Raw genomic sequence first — 20,834 nt, 5'->3', positions numbered from 1 at the left:
CAAGGGCGTGAAACACCAAATATTTACGGAGGATAACGATTATGGCTTCCATTAGCTGCCAGCACATCTACAAGATCTATCCGGGCGCAACTGCCCCGTCTGTTACCGACTTCAACCTGGAGATCCAGGATAAGGAGTTCATCATCTTCGTCGGCCCCTCTGGCTGCGGCAAGTCCACCACCCTGCGTATGATCGCCGGTCTGGAGGAGATCTCCAAGGGCGAGATGTACATCGGCGGCCGTCTGATCAACGACGTTCCCCCGAAGGATCGTGATATCGCCATGGTGTTCCAGAGCTACGCTCTGTACCCCCACATGACCGTTTACAAGAACATCGCTTTCGGTCTGGAGCTGCGCAAGACCCCGAAGGACGAGATCGACAAGCGCGTGCACGAGGCTGCTAAGATCCTGGAGATCGAGCACCTGCTGGACCGCAAGCCCAAGGCTCTGTCCGGTGGTCAGCGTCAGCGTGTTGCTCTGGGCCGTGCAATGGTTCGTAACCCGGCAGTCTTCCTGCTGGACGAGCCCCTGTCCAACCTGGATGCTAAGCTGCGTACCTCCATGCGCACCGAGATCATCAAGCTGCACAAGAAGCTGGCTACCACCTTCATCTACGTTACCCACGACCAGACCGAGGCTATGACCATGGGCGACCGTATCGTGGTTATGAAGGACGGCATCATCCAGCAGGTCGATACTCCGCAGAACCTGTACGATATGCCCTGCAATATGTTCGTTGCTGGCTTCATCGGCAGCCCTCAGATGAACTTCCTGGACGGCACCCTGATCAAGAAGGGCGAGTTGTACGGTGTTGACCTGGGCGGCGACGTGATCCCCCTGCCCAAGGAAAAGACCGCCGACGGCAAGCTGGATTCCTACGTTGGCAAGAAGATCAAGATGGGCATCCGTCCCGAGGATATCGATGACGAGCCCGAGTTTATGGCAAAGCACACCGACTGCCAGCTGGATGCTCAGGTTGATGTTTCCGAAATGATGGGCGCTGAGATCTACCTGTACCTGGAGTACAAGGGCAACAAGATGACCGCTCGTGTTGCTCCCACCTCCAAGGCGCGCAACGGAGACACCGTCCGCGTTGCATTCGATCCCCATAAGGTGCACCTGTTCGACATCGAGACCGAGCAGACCATCCTGAACTAAGACTTAGCAAAGATCATTTTTGATCCTCCTATCATACGAGAGACCGCCGAAGGGAAACCTTCGGCGGTTTTTCGTTTTGGAAAACCCTCCCGTGAAAATGGGGTTCAGAAACGCCCGCAGGCGTTTCTGAACCCCATCATTTTATCTGTGCGCCCTGCCGCACCAGCTCGATGAATACGTTCATCTGGGGGGTCACCCATTTATCGCGGTGGTAGAACAGCTGCCGGTGCATCATGACGGTGCAGTCCGGCACGTTCAGCCGCGCCAGACGCCCCTCGGCCAGTGCGCTGCGCACGATGTACTCCGGCAAAAAGGAAAGTCCCATGCCCTGTTCTACCATCTGGCACAGCAGCGCGGCGCTGCCCAGTTCCAGATAGGGATGGATGGCAAGGCCGTGCGCCGCCATGCACTGGTCCAGCGCGTCCCGGTAGCTCATGCCCCGCTCGGTAAGCAGAAACTCCTGCCGGGGCAGAATGTCCAGCGGGAGCGCGTTTTCCTGCGCAAGCGGATGCTGCGGCGGTGCAATGAAGCACACCGGCTCCGGCACGTCCGCAGCCAGCACCAGCGCGGGCTGCAAAAGGGGCTGGTTCAGCGTGTAGACAAGGTCTACCTGATTGGTGCTCAGCAATTGCAGCATCTCGTCCGAGCTGGCGGTGTGCAGCACCAGCTCCACCTGCGGGCAGCGGGCGTGGTAGCGCTGCAACAGCCCCGGCAAAAAGGTGCTGCACACGGAATCTGCCAGCGCGATGCGCAGGCTGCCCCGCACCTGCTGGGCGGGCTGCAAGGCGGCCTGCGCCTGCTGGGCAGTTTCCAGCAGGGTGCGGGCGTAGCCTAAAAAGGTCTGCCCGGCATCGGTCAGACGTACCGTTTTGCCCACGCGGTCAAACAGCGGGGTGCCCAGCTCGGCTTCCAGCTGTGCGATTTGGGAGGACACCGCCGACTGCGAGTAGCCCAGCTGCCGCGCGGTGCGGGAAAAGCTGTGCAGCTCGGCGATGTGCAGAAAGGTATTGACAGTCCGCAGTTCCATGAACGGCTCCTTTTATAATAGGGTGATGTCCCGCACGGTGAGCTGAGCACCGTCCACGGTAAAATGCACTTCCAGCCCGGCAAACTCCATGCCGTATACCCGCTGCGGGTCGTGCTGATAGGAGGGGCGGGGGTCACTGGCAAGCACGCCCTGCAAAGCGGCGCGGTCGGCCTCCGGTACGGTCTGCCACAGCGCTTCCGGGCAGGACACCTCCAGATGGTGGGTGCGGGTCTGCCCGGTAAAGCCCTCGGCGGCATCCGGGTGGCAGTCCGCGTAGGGGATGTAGGGCTTGATATCGTAGATGGGGGTGCCGTCCATCAGGTCGGCACCGCGCACGATGAGCACCGGCCCCACGTCCGGGCGCTGCTCAATGGCTTCCAGCTTTACGCTGGAAAGCCCCAGAGGGTTCGGCCGGAAGGGCGACCGGGTGGCGAACACACCCACACGGGTGTTGCCGCCAAGGCGCGGCGGGCGCACGGTGGGGGACCAGCTTTCCCGCACTGCACCGGAAAACTGCCACACCAGCCAGATGTGGCTGAAATCCTCCAGCCCGCGCAGGGCGTCGGGGTTGCGGTATTCCGGGGTAAAGAGGATCTCGCCCCGCAGCTCTTCTACCAGCCCGCTCTGGCGCGGGATGCCGAACTTGGTGGGAAAGGCGGTGTGGATATGGGCAATGACCTTCAGGGTCATGGCTTCGGGTGCCTGCTGCATGATGAACTCCTTGCTCAATAAATCTTTTCAATAGGGCAGTCGGCGGGGATGCCGTACCGGCTGCGAAAGGACTGCAATTCCTGCGGGCTGCGGATCAGTTGCACCTCGGTAAAATGGCCGGTGTGCAGATCCTGAAACCCGGCCACCTGCTCCCCAGTGCAGATGCTGCACCGCAGCACCGGCTTCTGGGTGGCGGAGTCGTAAGCGGGGAACGCTTTCTTTTTGCCGAACACGGGCTGCTCCTTTCTCTCCTTATCTTATAGGCCGCGGCAAAGCCCCACGGCTTTACCCTCAATGTGCAGCTCCGAAAGCTGCTCTCCGGCGTAGAACATGGGCGGGCAGACGGCGGCGTTATCCGCCAGCAGCATCACAGCATCGCCCTGCCGGTGGAAGTGCTTGAGGGTGGCTTCCTCGCCCACCCGCACGGCGGCGATCTCACCCTGCTCCACCTCGGGCTGGCAGCGGATGCAGACGATATCCCCGTTGCAGATCGTGGGAGACATACTGTCGCCGTGGCAGGTCAGGGCAAAATCTGCGTGCCACGCAGCGGGCACCCCGATATAGCACTCGATATTCTGCTCGGCGGTGATGGGGGTGCCGCAGGCGATGGAGCCGATCAGCGGTACCTGCACCATGGCGGGCAGAGGCTCAAAGCCCGGGGGGCAGGCGCAGGGCGTGTCCAGCCCCAGCAGGGCGGCGGGGGTGGTCTCCAAAGCCTGCGCCAGCTCCTCTACTTTGGACTGAGGTAGGTCGTTGATGCCTTTTTCCAGCTTGGTGATGGAGGAACGGGAGCGGTAGCCCATGCGCCGGGCAAGCTCCTGCTGCGAAAGGCCCAGCTGCTCCCGGCGCAGACGGACACGGGTAGATAGATCGGACATGGCGGTTCTCCTGAAAACTATGGGTTGTAGCGTGAAACGCGGCTTTCTGCTTTGAGTATAGCAGAAAATTTCCTGAAAATCAACAATTGACGAGCGTTTTGGAAATTATAGGTTGACAGTTAATCAACAACAAAGTATAATACAACCAATGATTGTTGCAAATGCGATGAACTACAAAAAAGGAGCAAAGCCATGGCAAACACAAACCTGATCTACACTTACATCCAAGACAGTGGCTACAAGCTGCAATATGTGGCCAGTGTGCTGCACATCAGCAGCAACACCCTGCGGCACAAGCTGCTGGGCGAGACTCAGTTCAAGCTGGACGAAGCCGAGCGGCTTTCCACCATGCTGGGCCTGACGATGGCCGAGCGGGACGCCTGCTTTTTCGATGCCGAGAACCGGTTCTCGCGCAGTGCAACGCTGGAACTGCCCAAAAGGGGGAAGCGCCAGTGACGCAGGAACAACGCGACTTGACCCGGAACGCCCTGCGCAAGTACGGCGAGCGCCACTGGGCACGCACGCCGGAAAACCGCCGCTGGCAAAGCGCCATTGATGAGGGAATCGACTACTATCAGGTGCACGACCCCATGCGGGCAGATCTGCTGCGGATGCGTTTCTTTGAGCAGCGCCCGGAGGACGAGATCTTAGAGCAGCTGCACATCGGCCGCACTACCTACCAGAAGGCGCTGCAGGATCTTTTGAGCACCATCGCCGTCTATGCCGCCCAGCGCGGTGCGTTCTGAACGGAAACAACAGTGAAAAGTGCCCAAGAAAGGTCTGCGGACGTTTCTTGGGCACAAATTATAATCATTTTTCCGCAGCAATAGCGGGATAAAACAGGGCTGTTGCACCGTATTTCGTGCAGCAGCCCTGTTTGGGTTATTTCTTCTTGGCGTTCGGGTCCTCGCAATGGCTGTGGCAGGAAGCGCAGTTGCCGTTGCAGCCCTCGCCCTTCCAGCCGCCCTGTCTGGAGATCCAGACCACGGCCAGCGCAAACAGCACAGCCAATATTACCAGCGTGATGATCCCGCGAAGTGTCAGCATATTCATCCCTCGATTTCTCTTATGCAGCTTTCTGCCCCCAAGTATACACGATTTGCAGGCAAAGAGCAACAGCCTGCCGCACATTTTTTGTGCAGGGCGCAGCCGGTGCAGCTGCCCGGCGGTAATGTTGCACGCCCGGCACCCGGCATGGCGTTTTTGCTGGGAAGGAAAGTGTTTCGAAAAAAGTAAAATAATTTCAAATTAGGGCTTGCATTTCGGCAAAGGCCGTGCTATAATAATCACGTTCCAGTTCGGAGCGCACAACACAAGCGAATATGGAGGATTAGCTCAGCTGGTTAGAGCACCTGCATCACACGCAGGGGGTCTGGGGTTCGAGTCCCTAATTCTCCACCATACAGTTCGTACTCGAACCCGATTCTTTACGAAAAAGGGTTCGGGTACGTTTTTTGTTTATCGGAGGTTCTGCGGAAGAACTAATCGGAACGGTAAACGAGCAAAGGCAGGGTATCACTATGATAGTGGTATCCTGCCTTTTTGCTTTGCAGAAGGAAGCTTGCTTTGTGCGAACTTGGCCGCCCCTACAAGACGGGCGTCTAAAAACAACCTCGTTTCAAACAAAGGTTTTCCATTGCATTTCACAGAAAAGTATGTTTCAATAAAAAGAGTGATACGGCGATCAGACGCAGAGAGAAGGTGGGTGCAGGATGTTCAGAATCGCGATCGTGGAAGATCAGGAGGAAACGCGGGAATGCCTGAATCGGTTCGTTCGGCAATATGCCGAGGAGCAGGGGTTACAGGTGGAGATCAGCCTCATTGCGGACGGCTCCGAGATTGCAGAGCACTATACGCCGGGGTTCGACATCATTTTTATGGATGTGGAGATGCCCCGGCTGGACGGTTTTGCCGCTGCCGAAGCCATCCGGGCGGTGGACGCGGAGGTGGTGCTGGTCTTTGTGACCAACATGGCGCAGTACGCCATCCGGGGGTACGAGGTGGACGCGCTGGATTATGTGCTGAAACCGGTGAATTATTATCAGTTCTGCACAAAGCTCTCCCGCGCCATCCAGCGGGTGCAGCGGCGCAGAGGCGGGCAGGTGGTGCTGCAGCTGGCGGGCGGCGGCATCCAGCTGCTGGACACTGCGGATATCTATTATCTGGAGACCCGCAGCCGGATGCTGTACTACCACACCGCCAAAGGAGAATTTGCGGTGCGCGCCAGCCTGCAAAGCGCCGAAAAGCAGCTTGCCGAGTACCACTTTGTCCGCTGCAACCAGTGCTATCTGGTCAACCTGGCCTACGTCAAGGGCGTTGAAAGTGACTTTGCCCTTGTGAAAGACGACCGACTTGAGATCAGCCGACGGCAGCGCACGGCCTTTCTTACCGCAGTGGCGTCCTATATGGGAGGTGTGCTGTGACAACATCCCTGCTGAACAGCCTGCTCCGGGCGCTGCTGCGCTGGGGCGCGGCGCTGGTCTTTTGCCTGCCTTTACGGCATCGCTCCCATTTCTGGGCGCGTGCCTGTGGGATGCTGTTCCCGCTGCTTTTACTGGCACAGCTGCTGGATCCGCTGGCACAGTCCACAACACTGTGGCAGCAGCAGCTTTTGCTGCTGGTGCTTTATATTTCCTTTTTTGTGCTGCTGGCCGGGATGATCTACCTGTGTACGGTTATCAATAAAAAAGGTGCGATGTACTGCGCGGTGTGGAGCCTGCTCATCGCGCAGTGCGCCTACGAGGGCTGGTGCTTTCTGGAACTGTATTTTTCCCGGCATGGACACCCGCTGAATATGACTTCCCCTTGGGCGGTTCTGGTACAGCTGCTGTCCGGGACGGTGTTCTTTGGGGTGGTGTATGCACTGCCTGCCCGGCAGCTTCCCTATAAGGGGGAATACCATATCGGGCCCCGGCAGTTGTTCAGTTCATTTTTTATTGGGAGCCTGTTTATGGTGCAGGCAGCGGTTTTAAGCGATACCTCTATCGATTCATGGCCGCCCAGTCTGGTGGCTACGCTGGTTACCGGACAGCTCTATTTTCTTACATTATTGTATTTCCAGACAGAGCTGTTCAAGAAATCTGCCATGGAAAAAGAGATGAATGCCCTGAACCTGTTGTACGAGCGCCAGCGTCAGCAGTATCAGGTCGCCCGGCAGAATGTGCAGATCATCAACAAGCGCTGCCATGAACTGAAGGTGCAGATCGCCGATCTCCGCAAGCTGTCGCCCGAAGCGGTGCCGCAAGAGCGCATCGAGGAGGCCGAGCGCGCAGCCCGCCTTTATGATGCGAACTGCAACACCGGCAACGAGGTGCTGGATGTGGTGCTGACCGAGAAGAGCCTGCTGTGCGAGTCCCGGGGCATCCAGCTGAATGCCGTGGCAAACGGCAGCTGTCTGGGTTTTATCGAGGCAGGGGATCTGTACGCGCTGTTTGCCAATGCACTGGATCATGCCGTGGAAAGCGCGGTGCAGACTGCCCGCCCGGAGTGCCGTGTCATTGACCTGCTGGTCTGTGTGCGGCAGGGCTTTGTGGTGGCGAATATCATCAGCCCGCTGCGCCCGCCGGAAAAGCAGGCAAACCGCTCCGCACAATACGAGCTGAAGGTGATCCGGCGTATCGTGCAGAAGTATAAAGGCACGCTGACCCTGGAAGAGCAGGGCGAATTCTTTGCGGAAAAGATCATCTTCCCGCTGCAAAAATAAGTTAAGAAACCGGCAGCCGCCGCAGAATTTCCGAAAACGGAAGTCCTGCGGCGGCTTTCTTTTTACGGCGTGTTAGATACATCTGCTTGTGAAAAATATACAAATATATTGGTTTACATTTGGAAGCAAAAAACCGAATGCGCACGCAAAACGACCGATTTTCGCGGGCATCTTGCGAAATGCGGTCGCTTTGATAAAATAACAACGAAAGAAAAATGCACGGAAAAATTACCGGAGTACAGCGAAAAACAGGAGGAATCGAATGCGCAGTATTGCAAAGCTTATGAAGGACTGGCAGTTTACCGGCCCGGACGGCGTGACCGCTGCCGTAGCACTGCCCCACACCTGGAACGCCCAAGACGGTCAGGATGGCGGTAACGATTACTGGCGGGGTACCTGCACCTACCGCACCAGCTTTGCAGCACCGGCCTTTGACCCGGCACAGCAGCAGGTCTGGCTGCAATTTGAGGGTGTCAACGCCAGCGCTGCTGTGCTGCTGAACGGTCAGCAGCTCTGCACCCATGACGGCGGCTACTCCACCTTCCGGGCAGAGGTCACGGAGCTGCTGCAGGCAGAAAACCAGCTCACGGTGCAGGTAGACAACAGCGTCAACGACCGCGTTTATCCCCAGAAAGCAGACTTTACCTTCTACGGCGGCATCTACCGGGATGTGAGCCTGCTGGTGGTGAACAAAAACCACATTGCGCTGGGACACTTTGGCGATACCGGTGTGAAGATCACCCCCGCCCTGAAAGAGGGCAGCGCCGACATTCAGGTGGAAACGCTGGTGGAAGGCGAGGGCACCGTTGCGGTGGAGCTGCTGGACGCCGAGGGTAACTTGGTTGCAAAAGGTGAGAGCGAAAATGCTTCCCTCCATCTGGATGCTCCCCACCTGTGGAATGGCGTAAAGGACCCCTACCTGTACACCTGTGTGGTTCGTCTGATGCAGGACGGCAAGCCGGTGGACGAAGTGACCACCAAGGTGGGTCTGCGCAGTTTCTCGGTGGATGCAAAGAAGGGCTTTTTCCTCAACGGCAAGCCCTACCCCCTCCACGGCGTTTCCCGCCATCAGGACCGCAAGGGTCTGGGCAATGCCATCACCCGGGAGATGCACGATGAGGACATGGCGCTGATCCGGGAGCTGGGTGCAAACACCGTCCGCTTGGCGCACTACCAGCACGACCAGTATTTCTACGACCTGTGCGACCGGTACGGCATGGTGGTCTGGGCAGAGATCCCCTATATCTCCGAGCATCTGCCCAACGGCCGGGAGAATACCATCAGCCAGATGAAAGAGCTGATCCACCAGAACTACAACCACCCCTCCATCGTCTGCTGGGGCGTGTCCAACGAGATCACCATCTCCACCAAGGACAAGGCGGATATGCTGGATAACCACCGGGTGCTCAACGAGTTGTGCCACAAGATGGACCCAACCCGTCTGACTACACTGGCCTGCTACGCCATGTGCGGCCCCTTCAACCCGGTGGCGCACATCACCGATCTGGTGAGCTGGAACCTGTATCTGGGCTGGTATGTGCCGGGGCTGTTTTTGAATGACCTGTGGATGGATTTTTTCCATCTGGTATACCCCAACCGTCCCTTGGGCTTTTCTGAGTACGGTGCCGAGGGGATGCCCAACCTCCACAGTGCCCACCCCCGCCGGGGCGACCACACCGAGGAGTATCAGGCCAAGTACCACGAGTACATGCTGAAGTGCTTCGACCGCCACCCGTGGCTGTGGGCGACCCACGTCTGGAATATGTTCGACTTTGCAGCCGACGCCCGGGATCAGGGCGGCGAGCCGGGCATGAACCACAAGGGTCTGGTCACCTTTGACCGAAAGACCAAAAAGGACAGCTTTTACCTCTATAAAGCATGGTGGAGCGAGGAGAACTTCGTCCACATCTGCTCCAAGCGGTTCACCGACCGCACTGAGAAGGAAATCGAGGTCAAGGTCTACTCCAACCAGAAATCCGTTACCCTGTATGCGGACGGTAAAAAGCTGGCAGAGCAGACCGGGGAGCATATCTTCAAGTTCCGCGTGCCGCTGCACGGAAAGGTAGAGCTGAAAGCCGTTGCAGGCGACTGCATCGACACCGCCTGTTTCCGCAGCGTGGCGGCCCCGAACCCCAGCTACAAGCTGGTAAAAACCAAGTCGAAGAGTGCGAACTGGGTCTGAGTGCCGGTCCACACCTTGGAATAAACTGCCACACTTTGGAAAATGGCTGCGCCACAGCGGCCATAAAAAAGCCTGCGGCTATTGCTGACACACACAAGAAAAGGAGAACAACATGAAGAAGGGCAAGAAGAAAGGCTCTGGCGTTGTACTGTGGAGCATCCTTACGGTGCTTTTCACGGTACTGTTCGCCGGTGCCTGCATCGGTTCCAACCTGGCATTTGCCAGTGCACAGGCCGTGAACATTGCACTGAAGACCCCCACCCACAAGACCGTGGGCAAGGACGACAGTGCCGTGTATTACGAGAGTGATTTCAGCAGTGTGGAAGAGCTGGAAGCACACGATAAGGAAATTGCAGAGCAGCTTACCGGTGAGGGTGCTGTACTGCTGAAAAACGATAACAACACGCTGCCTCTGGCTGCGGGCAGTAAGGTGTCTACGCTCAGCCATTCCAGCGTGGACGTTGTGACCTGCGGTACCGGCTCTGCCGATATTGACACCTCTAACGCGCCTACATGGAAAGAGGCTCTGGAAGCTGTTGGCTTTGAGGTGAACCCCGTGCTGTGGGACTTCTACACCAACGGTGCAGGCAAGGACTATGTCCGCTCTCCCAGCAAGGGTACCAGTCTGGGCGACCGCTCTGCATGGCATATCAATGAAGTGCCCATCTCCCTGTACACCGCGAACGCCAAGGCTACGGATGTGGCAGCCGGTGCAAACATCATCGATGTGCGCTCCAGCTTTGCCTCCTACGGCGATGCTGCGATCGTGATGCTCTCCCGTGTGGCCGGTGAGGGTGCTGATCTGGAGTACGGCGATTTTGTGGATGGCACCAATGTGCTGTCCCTGACCAACGAAGAAAAGGATATGCTGAAGATGGCCAAGGAGGAGTTTGCACGCACCATCGTGCTGATCAACTCCACCAACGCCATGGAGTGCGATTTCCTCAATGATCCCGAGTACGGCGTGGACGCCGCTCTGTGGATCGGCTACACCGGCTCTTACGGCCTGAATGCCGTGGCAGATATTCTGGCCGGCAATGTGAACCCCAGCGGCCATCTGGTGGACACCTACTGCTACGACAACACCACCGCACCCGGTCTGGTGGACTACTATGCAAACCAGTACACCAACTATGACGAGAAGGATACCAGCAAGTGGTATTCTGTTGCAAACGGCGGTCTGGACGGCAACGGTTACTACACCACCTATCAGGAAGGCATCTATGTGGGCTACCGTTACTACGAGACCCGCTACGAGGATGTGGTCATGGGCACCCAGAACGTGGGCGAGTACGACTATGCCTCCACCGTGGCCTATCCCTTTGGCTACGGCATGAGCTACACCACCTTTGACTGGTCCAACTTCCAGTCCTCCTACGATGCAGCTACCGACAGCTTCAACATCAGCGTGGATGTGAAGAACACCGGCTCTGTGGCAGGCAAGGAAGTGGTGCAGGCTTACTTCCAGTCCCCCTATACCGAGTACGATAAGGCAAACGGCATCGAGAAGGCTTCTGTGGAGCTGTGCGGTTTTGGCAAGACCCAGCTGCTGGCCCCCGGCGAAAGCGAGACTGTTACCATCAACGTGCCCCGCAGCGAGCTGGCCTGCTACGATGAGAATGTGGCACAGACCTATATTCTGGAGGCCGGTGATTACTACCTGACCGCCGCCCGCAATGCCCACGATGCTGTGAACAATGTTCTGGCTGCCAAGGGCTACACCACTGCCAACGGCATGACTGCCAACGGCGATGCCGCTTTCACCTACACCTACACCAACGGTGTGACCGATACCGAGACCTACTCCATCTCTGCCGCTACCGGCGAGAAAATTACCAACCAGCTGGATTCTGCCGACATGACCTACTACGGTTATGACGAGATGAATATGCTCACCCGTGCCAACTGGACCGGCACCTGGCCGGAGAAGATCGCCATTGAGGCCAACGATGCCTTGCTGGCGGATATCAACCCGTATCAGAGCTACAAGGGCATTGATGGCTCTACCACCGAGATGCCCACTATGGGTGCCGACAACGGCATGACGCTGGGCATGATGATCGGCAAGGATTACGACGACCCGGATTGGGACAAGCTGCTGGATCAGGTCACCTATGAGGAAATGGCCGAGCTGGTGGGCAAGGGATATCACAACACCGCTATGGTACAGAGCGTTTCCAAGCCTGCCACTACCGATGATAACGGCCCGCAGGGCTTTACCCAGACCCTGACCGGTGTGGCCACCTGTCATGCTGCTTACAGCGATGAAAACATCATGGCCGCCACCTTCAATGTGAATCTGATGAAGGAAGTGGGTATCTGCATCGGCAATGATATGCTGGACCTGGGCGCTTCCGGCCTGTACGGCCCTGCTATGAATATCCACCGCACTGCTTACTCCGGCCGCAACTTCGAGTATTACTCTGAGGATCCCTTCCTCTCCGGCAAGATCGCAGCAGCCGAGGTAGAGGGCATCCAGTCCAAGGGCGTGTATGTCTACATCAAGCACTTTGCGCTGAACGATACCGAGAGCCGCTGCCGCTGCATTGCAACTTTTGCCAGTGAGCAGGCGATCCGTGAACTGTACCTCAAGAGCTTTGAGATGGCAGTTACCGAGGGTGATGCCAAGTGTGTCATGAACTCCTTTGCCCGCATTGGTGGTATCTGGTCCGGCGCGCACAAGGGTCTGCAGACCAATATTCTGCGCGGCGAGTGGGGCATGACCGGCTTCAACCTGACCGACTTCTCCGGCAACGCCATGTTTGCCAACTACGGTATCACGATGAAGAGCTTTGACGTTGCACAGGGTCTGCTGGCCGGTACCAACAGCTGGGACTCCAGCGCTCAGCAGTGGACTGACGAGCTGCTGAAGCTGTATAAGGGCGATGCCGATATCACGCAGGCCATGCGTGAGTCCACCCATCGCATCCTGTACACGGTGGCCAACTCCAACGCCATGAACGGCGTCACCGCAGAGACCAAGATCGTATCCGTTACACCTTGGTGGAAGACCGCACTGATCTGCGCTGATGTGGTGCTGGGCGTTCTGGTGGCTGTCAGCATCTTTATGCTGATCAAGCGCATCAAGGCACGCAAGGCGGCAAAGGCTCTGACTGCCCCGGCGGAAGATCAGGAATAATCCAGCCCTCCGAAAAATCAGATTTTCGCAAGCGGCAGCCTGCCCCGAAGGCGGGGCAGGCTGCCGCTTTTTTATCAAAGACAAAAGGAGAGACCGCAATGGGCGAACAAAAAACGACGGCGTCGAGTGTGAACCGCGCCAAAACCTACCAGCTGGTGCTGTTCCCGCTGAACAATGGCGCAACGAATGTGTACTATGTGCTGGTGCTTTCCTACATCGCTACCTTCGGCAGTAAGGTGCTGGCGCTGAGCATGCTGTTTGCCTCGGTGATGGTCACCGGAATGCGTCTGTTTGACGCCATCACCGACCCCATCATCGGTGCCCTCATGGACCGCACCAACGGCAAGTTCGGCAAGTTCCGGCCTTTTATGGTCATTGGCAACCTGATCATGGCAGCCAGCATTCTGGTGCTGTACTGCCTTACCCCGCTCATCCCCGCCAGCGCCATGGGGCTGCGCTACGCCGCCTTTGTGGGGCTGTACGCCGTGTGGGTCATCGGCTATACCTTTCAGACCAGCTGCACCCGCTCCGGCCAGACCGTTTTGACCAATGATCCGAAGCAGCGTCCGCTGTTCACCATCTTCAACACCGTGGGCAGCCTGCTGGGCATGGGTGCCATGCAGTTCTTTGCCCCCATCCTTGCCAAGAATTATGAGGGCGGCTACGCTTCTGCCGGGTTCTTCCGCACGCTGGCTCCCGTGGGCATCGTCATCTCTATTCTGCTCACCCTGCTGGCCGTCATCGGCATCTGGGAGAAGGATCAGCCCAAGTACTTTGGCATCGGCGGCGAGGTCAGCGAGAAGGTCAAGCTGCGCGAGTACCTCCAGATCATCAAGAACAATAACCCCATGCAGCGGCTGATGGTGGCCGGTGCGGGCTGCAAGCTGGCACTTTCCATCGCCACCAACACCACCGTGCTGTGTATGCTGTACGGCTGCATGATGGGCAACTACGACGGCCTGTACCTGCCCATGATGGTGCTGGGCTATGTGTTTAGTGTGCCCTTCTTCCTGCTCACCGTCCGCACCAGCCAGAAAGAGGGTCAGAAGGCCAGCCTGATGAAGTACGTCACCGTGGCGCTGGTGTGCTATGTGGGCGTGCTGGTGCTGCTGCTGCTCTGGGGCCGCGGCGATGCCTTCACCCTGTCCATTCTGGGGGAGAACGGACTGTCCCTGAATCTGTACACCATCCTGTTCATCGCCTTCTTCGGCATTGGCTACGGTGCGTACTACGCCACCGCCGATATGCCCATCCCCATGGTTGCCGACTGCTCCGACTACGAGACCTACCGCAGCGGCAACTACATCCCCGGCATCATGGGCACCCTGTTCAGCCTGGTGGACAAGCTGGTGTCCAGCCTTTCCGCTACCGTTGTGGGCATTGCGGTCAGCTTTGTGGGCCTGCAGAGCCTGCCCACCCAGTATGACCCCTACACCCCGGGCATGAACTGGGTGGTCATCGTGCTGTTCTGCATCATCCCCATGGTGGCTTGGGCGGCGACCCTCATCGCTATGAAGGGCTACACCCTGACCGGTGCCAAGATGAAGGAGATCCAGGCTGTCAACGCCTGCCGCCGCGATGCAGTGGCCAAGGGCATGAAGCTGGAAGAAGCCATGGACAAGTGGCAGACCATGGAGCAGCTGCCGGAGGAATACCGGAGCTGAGGCGCTGCCTGCGATAAACAAAACAGGGGCTGCTGCACAGGGAAGAAACCTTGTGCAGCAGCCCCTTATTATTATATAAGATCAGTCTTTCTTCTCTGCGGTGCGGGCAAAGAAGTTGGCGAGGACGGCACCGGAAATGTTATGCCACACCGAGAACACGGCGCCGGGGATGGTTGCCAGCGGATACTGTGCAAAGTGGGCAGCGGCCAGAGAGGTGGCCAGACCGGAGTTCTGCATGCCGACCTCAATGGAGATCGCGCGGCACTTGGTGGAATCCAGCTTCAGCAGCTTGCCCACGCCGAAGCCGGTGAGGTAGCCCAGCAGGTTGTGCAGGATGACCACGGCAAGGATCAGCAGGCCGCTGGTCATGATCTTAGCAGAGTTTGCGGACACAACAGCGCAGATGATGAGCACGATGGCAGTGGTGGAGATCAGCGGCAGCACGCGGACGGCGTTCTGGGTGAAGGCGTGGAAGAAGTGGTTGACCACAAAGCCCAGTGCGATGGGCACCAGCACCACCTTGACGATGGACAGGAACATATTTACAGGGTTCACATCCACGCGCTGGCCGGCATACAGCAGGGTGAGCAGCGGGGTGAGGAAGGGGGCCAGCACGGTGGAAACGGCAGTCATGCCAACGGACAGCGCAACATCGCCCTTGGACAGATAGGTCATCACGTTAGAGGAGGTGCCGCCGGGGCAGGTGCCCACAAGAATGACGCCGATGGCCAGTTCGGTGGGCAGGTGGAACAGCTGCGTCAACGCCCATGCAAGGAAGGGCATCAGGGTGAACTGTGCAATGCAGCCGATGATCACGTCTTTCGGGCGGCTGAACACCACCTTGAAATCCTCCGGCTTCAGGGTAAGACCCATGCCGAACATAACGATGCCCAGCAGGGTGTTGACCCACGCGGTTTTTACCACGCTGAAGGTGCCGGGGAACAGCAGCGCCAGTGCCGCCACCACAATAACGATGGCGGCCATGTACTTGCCCACAAAGTCGCTTACTTTTTCCAATGTTTTCATGATAAACTCTCCTTTTTTTGAACACTATTTTTTGCGGATGTAAAGGCAATGAAACATCCGGGAAATGGCTTTCCCGCAAACAAAAACGCCTTTGCCCCTTACGGTTCGTAAGAGACAAAGGCGTATAAACTCCTCTGCGGTACCACTCTTATTGCCGGTGCAAAGCCCGGCCCCTCAGTGCGCATCCAACAATGCGCGGCCCGTGATAACGGGGGCCTGCCGTTCCCGCTTACTGGGGCGCATACACCGCCCATTCAGCCGGAAAGCTCGGAGAGGATCTTCCCGCGGACGCCCTGTACTGCCTTGCACCAACCGGCAGCTCTCTGTAACATTCTTTCCGGGTACTCTTTCTCGTCATAGCCGAATATTTCACTGCCCTGGAGTATACTCCCCTGGGGGACTGAAGTCAAGGGATATGACCCGTCTGTTTTTTCATCTGGCTCATATCATGAGTGAAGGCAGCTCAGGTAAGGCCTGTCCGGCTGGCTTTGCCGGGCATGACTCCTACAAAAAAGGTGAAGTGATCGCTGGTCACTTCACCTTTTTGTGTCTCGTGTATTTTTGCTGTTACAGGATGCGCACCCGGATGACGGCGGGGATGCTGCTCAGCTTCTCGCTCAGGCGGGCATCCACGGCACCGGTGGCGTCCAGCATGGTGTAGGCCATGTTCTTTTTGCTCTTGTTCACCATGTTTTCGATATTCAGACCGGCCTCGGTGGTCAGGGCGGTGATCTGGCTGATCATGCCCGGCTCGTTCTTGTGGATGATGCAGATGCGTTTGCCGCCGGCACGGGGCTGGTGCACCTCCGGCAGGTTGACCGAGTGGGTAATGTTGCCGTTGCGCAGGTAGTCGCTCAGCTCCTGCGTTGCCATGATGGCGCAGTTGTCCTCGGCTTCTGGGGTGGAAGCGCCAAGGTGCGGGGTGCACACGATGCCGGGACGGCCGAGAATGGCCTCGGAGGGGAAGTCGGTCATGTAGCCGGACACCTTGCCGCTGTCCATGGCTTCCAGCAGGGCGTCGGTGTTCACCAGCTCGCCGCGGGCGTAGTTCAAAATCTTGACCCCGTCCTTGCACAGGGCAAGGGTCTGGGCGTTGATGGTGTCCTTGGTGGTGGGCAGGTAGGGCACATGGATGGTGATGTAGTCGCACAGGGGCAGCATATCGTTCAGGTTTACGCAGTGGTGCACCTGACTGCTCAGGTTCCATGCGGCTTCAATGGAGATGTAGGGGTCGTAGCCGTAGACCTCCATGCCCAGCTCGATGGCGCAGTTTGCCACCCGGGAGCCGATGGCACCCAGACCGATGACGCCAAGGGTCTTGCCCTTGATCTCGTTGCCCACGAACTGCTTTTTGCCCTTTTCCACGCTCTTTGCCATGGCGGGGTCACCGGCCAGTTCCTGACACCACTGGGCGGCGGCAGCCACGTTGCGGCTGCCCGCAATGAGCATACCGATGACCAGCTCTGCCACGGCGTTGGCGTTGGCACCCGGGGTGTTGAACACCACGATGCCCTGCTCGCTGCAGCGCTCCAGCGGGATGTTGTTCACACCCGCACCGGCGCGGGCGATAGCCAGCAGATTGTTGTTGAAGGTGGTGTTCAAAAGGTCGGCGCTGCGCACCAGAATACCGTCCGGGGCGTCGGCATCCACCGTGACATCGAACTGGTTCTTGGGCAGCTTTGCCAGCCCCACCGGGCTGATGGCGTTGAGCGTTTTGATGGTGTACATATCTGAAACCCCTCTTTATGCATTCTCTTTGCGGAACTTCTCCATGAAGTCCACCAGCTTGTCCACACCCTCGGCAGGCATGGCGTTGTAGATGGAAGCGCGCATACCGCCTACCAGACGATGACCCTTCAGGTTCACAAAGCCCGCCTCGGCGGCCTCGGCGCAGAACTTTTTGTCCATGTCCGGGTTGGGGCTGGTGAAGGTGACGTTCATGGTGCTGCGGTAGCGGTGCTCCACAGGGTTCGTGAAGAACGCCTGCCCGTCCAGATAGTCGTACAGCACCTTGGCCTTAGCTTCGTTGATCTTTTGCATATTGGCCAAACCGCCGATGTCGTTTTCCAGATACTTGAGCACCAGACCGGTCATGTAGATGCACCAGCACGGCGGGGTGTTGTACATGCTGTCCTTGGCCAGCAGGGTGGTGTAGTTCATCATGGTGGGCACGTTGTCGGCGGCGTGGCCCAGCAGGTCGTCCCGGATGATGGCAATGGCCATACCGGCGGGGGCTACGTTCTTCTGCACGCCAAAGTAGATGCAGCCGTACTTGCTGACGTCCACCGGCTTAGAAAGGATCATGGAACTCATATCCGCCACCAGCGGCACGCCCTCCACCTGCGGCAGCTCCACATACTGGGTGCCGAAGATGGTGTTGTTCTGGCAGATGTGGATGTAGCTGGCGTCCTTGTCGTAATCGATGGCGTTTACATCCGGGATATAAGTGAAATTTTTATCCTTACTGGATGCTACGATCTTGGCCTCGCCGAACTTGGCGGCCTCCTTGGCAGCCAGACCCGAGAAGTTGCCGGACACGATGTAGTCTGCCTTGCCGGTGGTCATAAAGTTCAGCGGCACCATGGCGAACTGCTGGGTAGCACCGCCCTGAAAGAAGCCCACCTTGTAGTTATCGGGAATGTTCATCACCCGGCGCAGGGAAGCTTCGGTGTCCTTGATGATGGCGTCGAACCACTTGCTGCGGTGGCTCATCTCCATGACGCTCTGACCGCTGTCGCCGTATTCCAGCAGCTCGGCCTGTGCCTGCCGCAGCACCTTTTCGGGCAGCATGCTGGGGCCTGCGCTGAAGTTATATACTCGTGCCATAATCAACCTCTCCTTTTCCTGTGATACACCTATCACGCAGCACCGCCGTTTTTGCGGTGCGTCTGTTGCTTTCCGTAGCCGTAGTATACCGGTTTTCTCATGACGAAAACAAGAGCATCTTTGCACAAAGATATTGCCCCTGAACCCCGTCTGAGGGCACAAAGCATACAAATGTACGCCGTGCGGGGACAAAATATAAGACAATTGTAAAAGATATGCGCTATCCCTTGGTTTCATGCGGATTTCTGCCGCTTGCACCTTTGGCAGAAATGCGGTATACTGGGAATACTAAGACAAATGTAAAAGAAATAACTCCCTCAGTCAAAGCCTGACGGCTTTGCCAGCTCCCTCGGGGAGGGAGGCTCTGGCATGGCGGGAAGGTTTCTTATTGCATTTGATGCTTTAGCACTGAGGGCAACGGCGTGTGCCCTCTCCGTCACGGCTTACGCTGTGCTACCTCAAAGGGAGAGGCAAGAGCACTGCCGGAAACTTTCGCATTACACCTAACGCTTTAGCAACGGGCTTTAAACCTTGGCTCCCCCTTTGGGGGAGCTGGCAAAGCCGATAGGCTTTGACTGAGAGGGCGAACCCGCTAAACATTTACGGAGGTACAACAGATGTACGGCTTACCGGATACCCTGCGGTCGCTTTCGGCGGCGGAAGAACAGGTGATGCTTGCGCTGTGGGCGTGCCCGGGTGCGGCGGCGCGGCGGGACATCAGCCAAAAGCTCAAAGCCACCGGCTGGGCAGCAGCTACGGTGCTGAATTTTCTCTACCGGTTGGAGGAAAAAGGCTGGGTCAGGTCGGCAAAGCAGGGCAATTGCAACGTGTATGTGCCGCTGGTCACCCGGCGGGCGTACGGTGTGTACTGTATGCGCCAGCGGCTGGACACCCTGTTTGCAGGCGACCTTGCCGCCGCCGTCCATGCGCTGGTAAGCGAGAGCGGCTGCTCTCAGAGCGCCTTGGAGCAGGCCATCCGGGTGCTGGAGGAGAAGCATCAGGAAACGGAGGAGTACGATTTGTACGACCCCTACGGTTGAATTGTTTTATTTTTGTTTACAAATGGTTGGTTGACACCGAAATATCCGTTCTGTAATATAAAAGTTGTTGAAAAATAAAAAACTGATATGGACGAATAGGAAAGGAGCAGCCAGACACATGGATCATTTGCAGAATGTATTAAGCTACTTCGACCAGCAGCAGCCCCTTTGTGCAGAGCACGACCGCATCCCCAAGGACTTCTATCGGGAGTTCGGGGTCAAGGCCGGTTTGCGCGACGAGACCGGCAAGGGCGTGCTGGCAGGTCTGACCAACATCTCGGACATCCGGGCATTCCAGTATGTGGACGGGGTCAAGCACCCGGCAGACGGTCAGCTGCTGTACCGCGGCTATGACGTAAAGGACCTCATCAACGGCAGCCGCGGCAGCCGCTTTGCCTTTGAGGAGGCAGGCTATCTGCTGCTGTTTGGTCAGCTGCCCACCCCGGAGCAGCTGGAGCAGTTCTGCGCGGTGCTGGGCGAGTGCCGCACCATGCCCACCAACTTTACCCGCGATGTCATTATGAAGGCACCCAGCCATGATATCATGAACAGCATGGCGCGCAGCGTGCTGACGCTGGCGTCCTACGACCCCAAGGTGGCAGATTTAGATACCGCCAACGTGCTGCGCCAGAGCATCCAGCTGGCGGGCATTTTCCCCATGCTGGCGGTGTACAGCTACCACGCCTATAACCACTATGAAAAAGACGCCAGTATGTATATCCATCGCCCGGACCCCAGCCTTTCCACCGCAGAGAACTTTTTGCGGATGCTGCGCCCGGATATGCAGTACACCCCGCTGGAAGCCCGCGTGCTGGACGTGGCACTGCTGCTGCACGCCGAGCACGGCGGCGGCAACAACTCCACCTTTACCACCCGCGTGGTCACCTCCTCCGGCACCGACACCTACTCGGCCATAGCGGCGGCGCTGTGCTCCCTCAAGGGCCCGCGCCACGGCGGTGCGAACCTGATGGTCATGCACATGATGCAGAACATCCGGGACAACCTCCACGATATCGAGGACGACGAGGAGCTGGAAGCCTACCTGAAAAAGCTGCTCCATGGCGAGGCCTTTGACCGCAAGGGTCTGATCTACGGTATGGGTCACGCCGTCTACTCCCTCAGCGACCCGCGCGAGGTGGTGTTCAAGGGCTATGTGGAGCAGCTTGCCCACGAAAAGGGCCGGGATAAGGATCTTTCCCTCTACACCCGCATCGAGCGCATGGCACCGCAGCTGATCGCGCAGGAGCGCAAAATCTTCAAGGGCGTCAGCCCCAACGTGGACTTTTACAGCGGCTTTGTGTACGAGATGCTGGGCATCCCCATGGAACTGTACACCCCACTGTTTGCTGTGGCGCGCGTCATGGGCTGGAGCGCCCACCGCATCGAGGAGCTGCTCAGCGCCAACAAGATCATCCGCCCGGCCTACAAGAGCCTTGGCGGCACCCACGATTATATCCCGCGCAGCCAGCGGGCATAAAGGG

General features: G+C 57.9%; 18 protein-coding genes, 1 tRNA gene and 1 other annotated feature. Of the genes, 11 read left to right on the top strand and 8 right to left on the bottom strand.

What is annotated here, in order from left to right; genetic code table 11:
- The first annotated feature begins 41 nt into the window (after positions 1–41).
- Positions 42–1,157: an ABC transporter ATP-binding protein gene (locus ACXPUX_RS00730; RefSeq protein WP_349152621.1), complete on the top strand. Its 1,116-nt coding sequence runs from the start codon at positions 42–44 to the stop codon at positions 1,155–1,157.
- Between the two features lie 136 nt (positions 1,158–1,293).
- On the opposite strand, the gene ACXPUX_RS00725 is transcribed toward ACXPUX_RS00730, so the two are convergent.
- From ACXPUX_RS00725 to ACXPUX_RS00710, 4 genes are read right to left on the bottom strand one after another with little or no spacing between them, the layout of a single operon-like run.
- Entirely contained in the window at positions 1,294–2,184 is an 891-nt protein-coding gene (locus ACXPUX_RS00725) for a LysR family transcriptional regulator (RefSeq protein WP_458829271.1), read from the bottom strand.
- A gap of 12 nt (positions 2,185–2,196) precedes the next feature.
- Entirely contained in the window at positions 2,197–2,895 is a 699-nt protein-coding gene (gene tsaA / locus ACXPUX_RS00720) for a tRNA (N6-threonylcarbamoyladenosine(37)-N6)-methyltransferase TrmO (RefSeq protein WP_458829270.1), read from the bottom strand.
- Positions 2,896–2,909: 14 nt separating this feature from the next.
- Positions 2,910–3,128 (bottom strand): aspartate dehydrogenase, encoded by a 219-nt coding sequence (locus tag ACXPUX_RS00715; RefSeq protein WP_458829269.1) that lies wholly within the window; start codon positions 3,126–3,128, stop codon positions 2,910–2,912.
- Positions 3,129–3,152: 24 nt separating this feature from the next.
- Positions 3,153–3,773, bottom strand: a complete 621-nt coding sequence (locus ACXPUX_RS00710; protein WP_458829267.1) for a LexA family protein — start codon at positions 3,771–3,773, stop codon at positions 3,153–3,155.
- Between the two features lie 192 nt (positions 3,774–3,965).
- On the opposite strand from ACXPUX_RS00710, the gene ACXPUX_RS00705 reads away from it, so the two are divergent.
- Positions 3,966–4,229, top strand: a complete 264-nt coding sequence (locus ACXPUX_RS00705; RefSeq protein WP_015536590.1) for a hypothetical protein — start codon at positions 3,966–3,968, stop codon at positions 4,227–4,229.
- Positions 4,226–4,519 carry a hypothetical protein gene (locus ACXPUX_RS00700; protein WP_249241335.1) on the top strand — a complete coding sequence of 98 codons (294 nt, stop codon included), beginning with the start codon at positions 4,226–4,228 and terminating at the stop codon, positions 4,517–4,519. Before ACXPUX_RS00705 ends, ACXPUX_RS00700 begins: the two co-directional genes overlap by 4 nt.
- A gap of 136 nt (positions 4,520–4,655) precedes the next feature.
- Here the strand turns inward: ACXPUX_RS00700 and ACXPUX_RS00695 are convergent, their stop codons facing one another.
- Positions 4,656–4,826, bottom strand: a complete 171-nt coding sequence (locus tag ACXPUX_RS00695; protein WP_458829264.1) for a FeoB-associated Cys-rich membrane protein — start codon at positions 4,824–4,826, stop codon at positions 4,656–4,658.
- Positions 4,827–5,097: 271 nt separating this feature from the next.
- Here ACXPUX_RS00695 and ACXPUX_RS00690 point away from each other — a divergent pair.
- The 6 genes from ACXPUX_RS00690 (at position 5,098) to ACXPUX_RS00665 (ending at position 14,461) form a co-directional block, all read left to right on the top strand.
- Positions 5,098–5,174: transfer RNA gene (locus ACXPUX_RS00690), tRNA-Val, on the top strand.
- 311 nt (positions 5,175–5,485) lie between these two features.
- A complete protein-coding gene (locus tag ACXPUX_RS00685) occupies positions 5,486–6,196 on the top strand; it encodes a LytR/AlgR family response regulator transcription factor (RefSeq protein WP_458829262.1) in 711 nt (236 codons plus the stop codon).
- A complete protein-coding gene (locus ACXPUX_RS00680) occupies positions 6,193–7,476 on the top strand; it encodes a GHKL domain-containing protein (RefSeq protein ID WP_458829260.1) in 1,284 nt (427 codons plus the stop codon). Before ACXPUX_RS00685 ends, ACXPUX_RS00680 begins: the two co-directional genes overlap by 4 nt.
- 262 nt (positions 7,477–7,738) lie before the next feature.
- Positions 7,739–9,658, top strand: a complete 1,920-nt coding sequence (locus ACXPUX_RS00675; protein WP_458829258.1) for a glycoside hydrolase family 2 protein — start codon at positions 7,739–7,741, stop codon at positions 9,656–9,658.
- 112 nt (positions 9,659–9,770) lie between these two features.
- Positions 9,771–12,797, top strand: coding sequence for a glycoside hydrolase family 3 protein (locus tag ACXPUX_RS00670; RefSeq protein WP_458829256.1), 3,027 nt, complete (start codon positions 9,771–9,773; stop codon positions 12,795–12,797).
- Between the two features lie 98 nt (positions 12,798–12,895).
- Positions 12,896–14,461 carry an MFS transporter gene (locus ACXPUX_RS00665; RefSeq protein ID WP_458829255.1) on the top strand — a complete coding sequence of 522 codons (1,566 nt, stop codon included), beginning with the start codon at positions 12,896–12,898 and terminating at the stop codon, positions 14,459–14,461.
- 81 nt (positions 14,462–14,542) lie between these two features.
- On the opposite strand, the gene ACXPUX_RS00660 is transcribed toward ACXPUX_RS00665, so the two are convergent.
- The 3 genes from ACXPUX_RS00660 to serC all read right to left on the bottom strand — a co-directional run bounded on the left by ACXPUX_RS00660 (position 14,543) and on the right by serC (position 18,313).
- Positions 14,543–15,487, bottom strand: coding sequence for a bile acid:sodium symporter family protein (locus ACXPUX_RS00660; protein WP_207676288.1), 945 nt, complete (start codon positions 15,485–15,487; stop codon positions 14,543–14,545).
- A 107-nt stretch (positions 15,488–15,594) separates the two neighbouring features.
- Positions 15,595–15,854 (bottom strand) — a binding site (T-box leader).
- Between the two features lie 200 nt (positions 15,855–16,054).
- Positions 16,055–17,215 (bottom strand): phosphoglycerate dehydrogenase, encoded by a 1,161-nt coding sequence (locus ACXPUX_RS00655; protein ID WP_458829252.1) that lies wholly within the window; start codon positions 17,213–17,215, stop codon positions 16,055–16,057.
- Positions 17,216–17,230: 15 nt separating this feature from the next.
- A complete protein-coding gene (gene serC / locus ACXPUX_RS00650) occupies positions 17,231–18,313 on the bottom strand; it encodes a 3-phosphoserine/phosphohydroxythreonine transaminase (protein WP_249241356.1) in 1,083 nt (360 codons plus the stop codon).
- Positions 18,314–18,930: 617 nt separating this feature from the next.
- Between serC and ACXPUX_RS00645 the strand changes: the two genes are divergently transcribed.
- Both ACXPUX_RS00645 and ACXPUX_RS00640 read left to right on the top strand, forming a co-directional pair.
- Positions 18,931–19,353, top strand: a complete 423-nt coding sequence (locus ACXPUX_RS00645; RefSeq protein WP_458829250.1) for a BlaI/MecI/CopY family transcriptional regulator — start codon at positions 18,931–18,933, stop codon at positions 19,351–19,353.
- 118 nt (positions 19,354–19,471) lie between these two features.
- The gene (locus ACXPUX_RS00640; protein ID WP_458829248.1) at positions 19,472–20,830 is read left to right on the top strand and encodes a citrate/2-methylcitrate synthase; all 1,359 of its coding nucleotides are present in this window, start codon (positions 19,472–19,474) and stop codon (positions 20,828–20,830) included.
- The last annotated feature ends 4 nt before the right edge of the window (positions 20,831–20,834 follow it).

The organism is Faecalibacterium sp. PGM34 (assembly GCF_054456555.1).
The sequence above is the reverse complement of the archived record's forward strand: the minus strand, read 5'-3'. Positions and strand labels throughout refer to the sequence as shown.

Bases quoted from the DNA above. Each gene is read 5' to 3' on its own strand.
- ACXPUX_RS00730 (WP_349152621.1), top strand. From the start codon at position 42: ATGGCTTCCATTAGCTGCCAGCACATCTACAAGATCTATCCGGGCGCA.
- ACXPUX_RS00725 (WP_458829271.1), bottom strand. From the start codon at position 2,184: ATGGAACTGCGGACTGTCAATACCTTTCTGCACATCGCCGAGCTGCAC.
- tsaA (WP_458829270.1), bottom strand. From the start codon at position 2,895: ATGCAGCAGGCACCCGAAGCCATGACCCTGAAGGTCATTGCCCATATC.
- ACXPUX_RS00710 (WP_458829267.1), bottom strand. From the start codon at position 3,773: ATGTCCGATCTATCTACCCGTGTCCGTCTGCGCCGGGAGCAGCTGGGC.
- ACXPUX_RS00705 (WP_015536590.1), top strand. From the start codon at position 3,966: ATGGCAAACACAAACCTGATCTACACTTACATCCAAGACAGTGGCTAC.
- ACXPUX_RS00695 (WP_458829264.1), bottom strand. From the start codon at position 4,826: ATGAATATGCTGACACTTCGCGGGATCATCACGCTGGTAATATTGGCT.
- ACXPUX_RS00685 (WP_458829262.1), top strand. From the start codon at position 5,486: ATGTTCAGAATCGCGATCGTGGAAGATCAGGAGGAAACGCGGGAATGC.
- ACXPUX_RS00675 (WP_458829258.1), top strand. From the start codon at position 7,739: ATGCGCAGTATTGCAAAGCTTATGAAGGACTGGCAGTTTACCGGCCCG.
- ACXPUX_RS00670 (WP_458829256.1), top strand. From the start codon at position 9,771: ATGAAGAAGGGCAAGAAGAAAGGCTCTGGCGTTGTACTGTGGAGCATC.
- ACXPUX_RS00665 (WP_458829255.1), top strand. From the start codon at position 12,896: ATGGGCGAACAAAAAACGACGGCGTCGAGTGTGAACCGCGCCAAAACC.
- ACXPUX_RS00660 (WP_207676288.1), bottom strand. From the start codon at position 15,487: ATGAAAACATTGGAAAAAGTAAGCGACTTTGTGGGCAAGTACATGGCC.
- ACXPUX_RS00655 (WP_458829252.1), bottom strand. From the start codon at position 17,215: ATGTACACCATCAAAACGCTCAACGCCATCAGCCCGGTGGGGCTGGCA.
- serC (WP_249241356.1), bottom strand. From the start codon at position 18,313: ATGGCACGAGTATATAACTTCAGCGCAGGCCCCAGCATGCTGCCCGAA.
- ACXPUX_RS00645 (WP_458829250.1), top strand. From the start codon at position 18,931: ATGTACGGCTTACCGGATACCCTGCGGTCGCTTTCGGCGGCGGAAGAA.
- ACXPUX_RS00640 (WP_458829248.1), top strand. From the start codon at position 19,472: ATGGATCATTTGCAGAATGTATTAAGCTACTTCGACCAGCAGCAGCCC.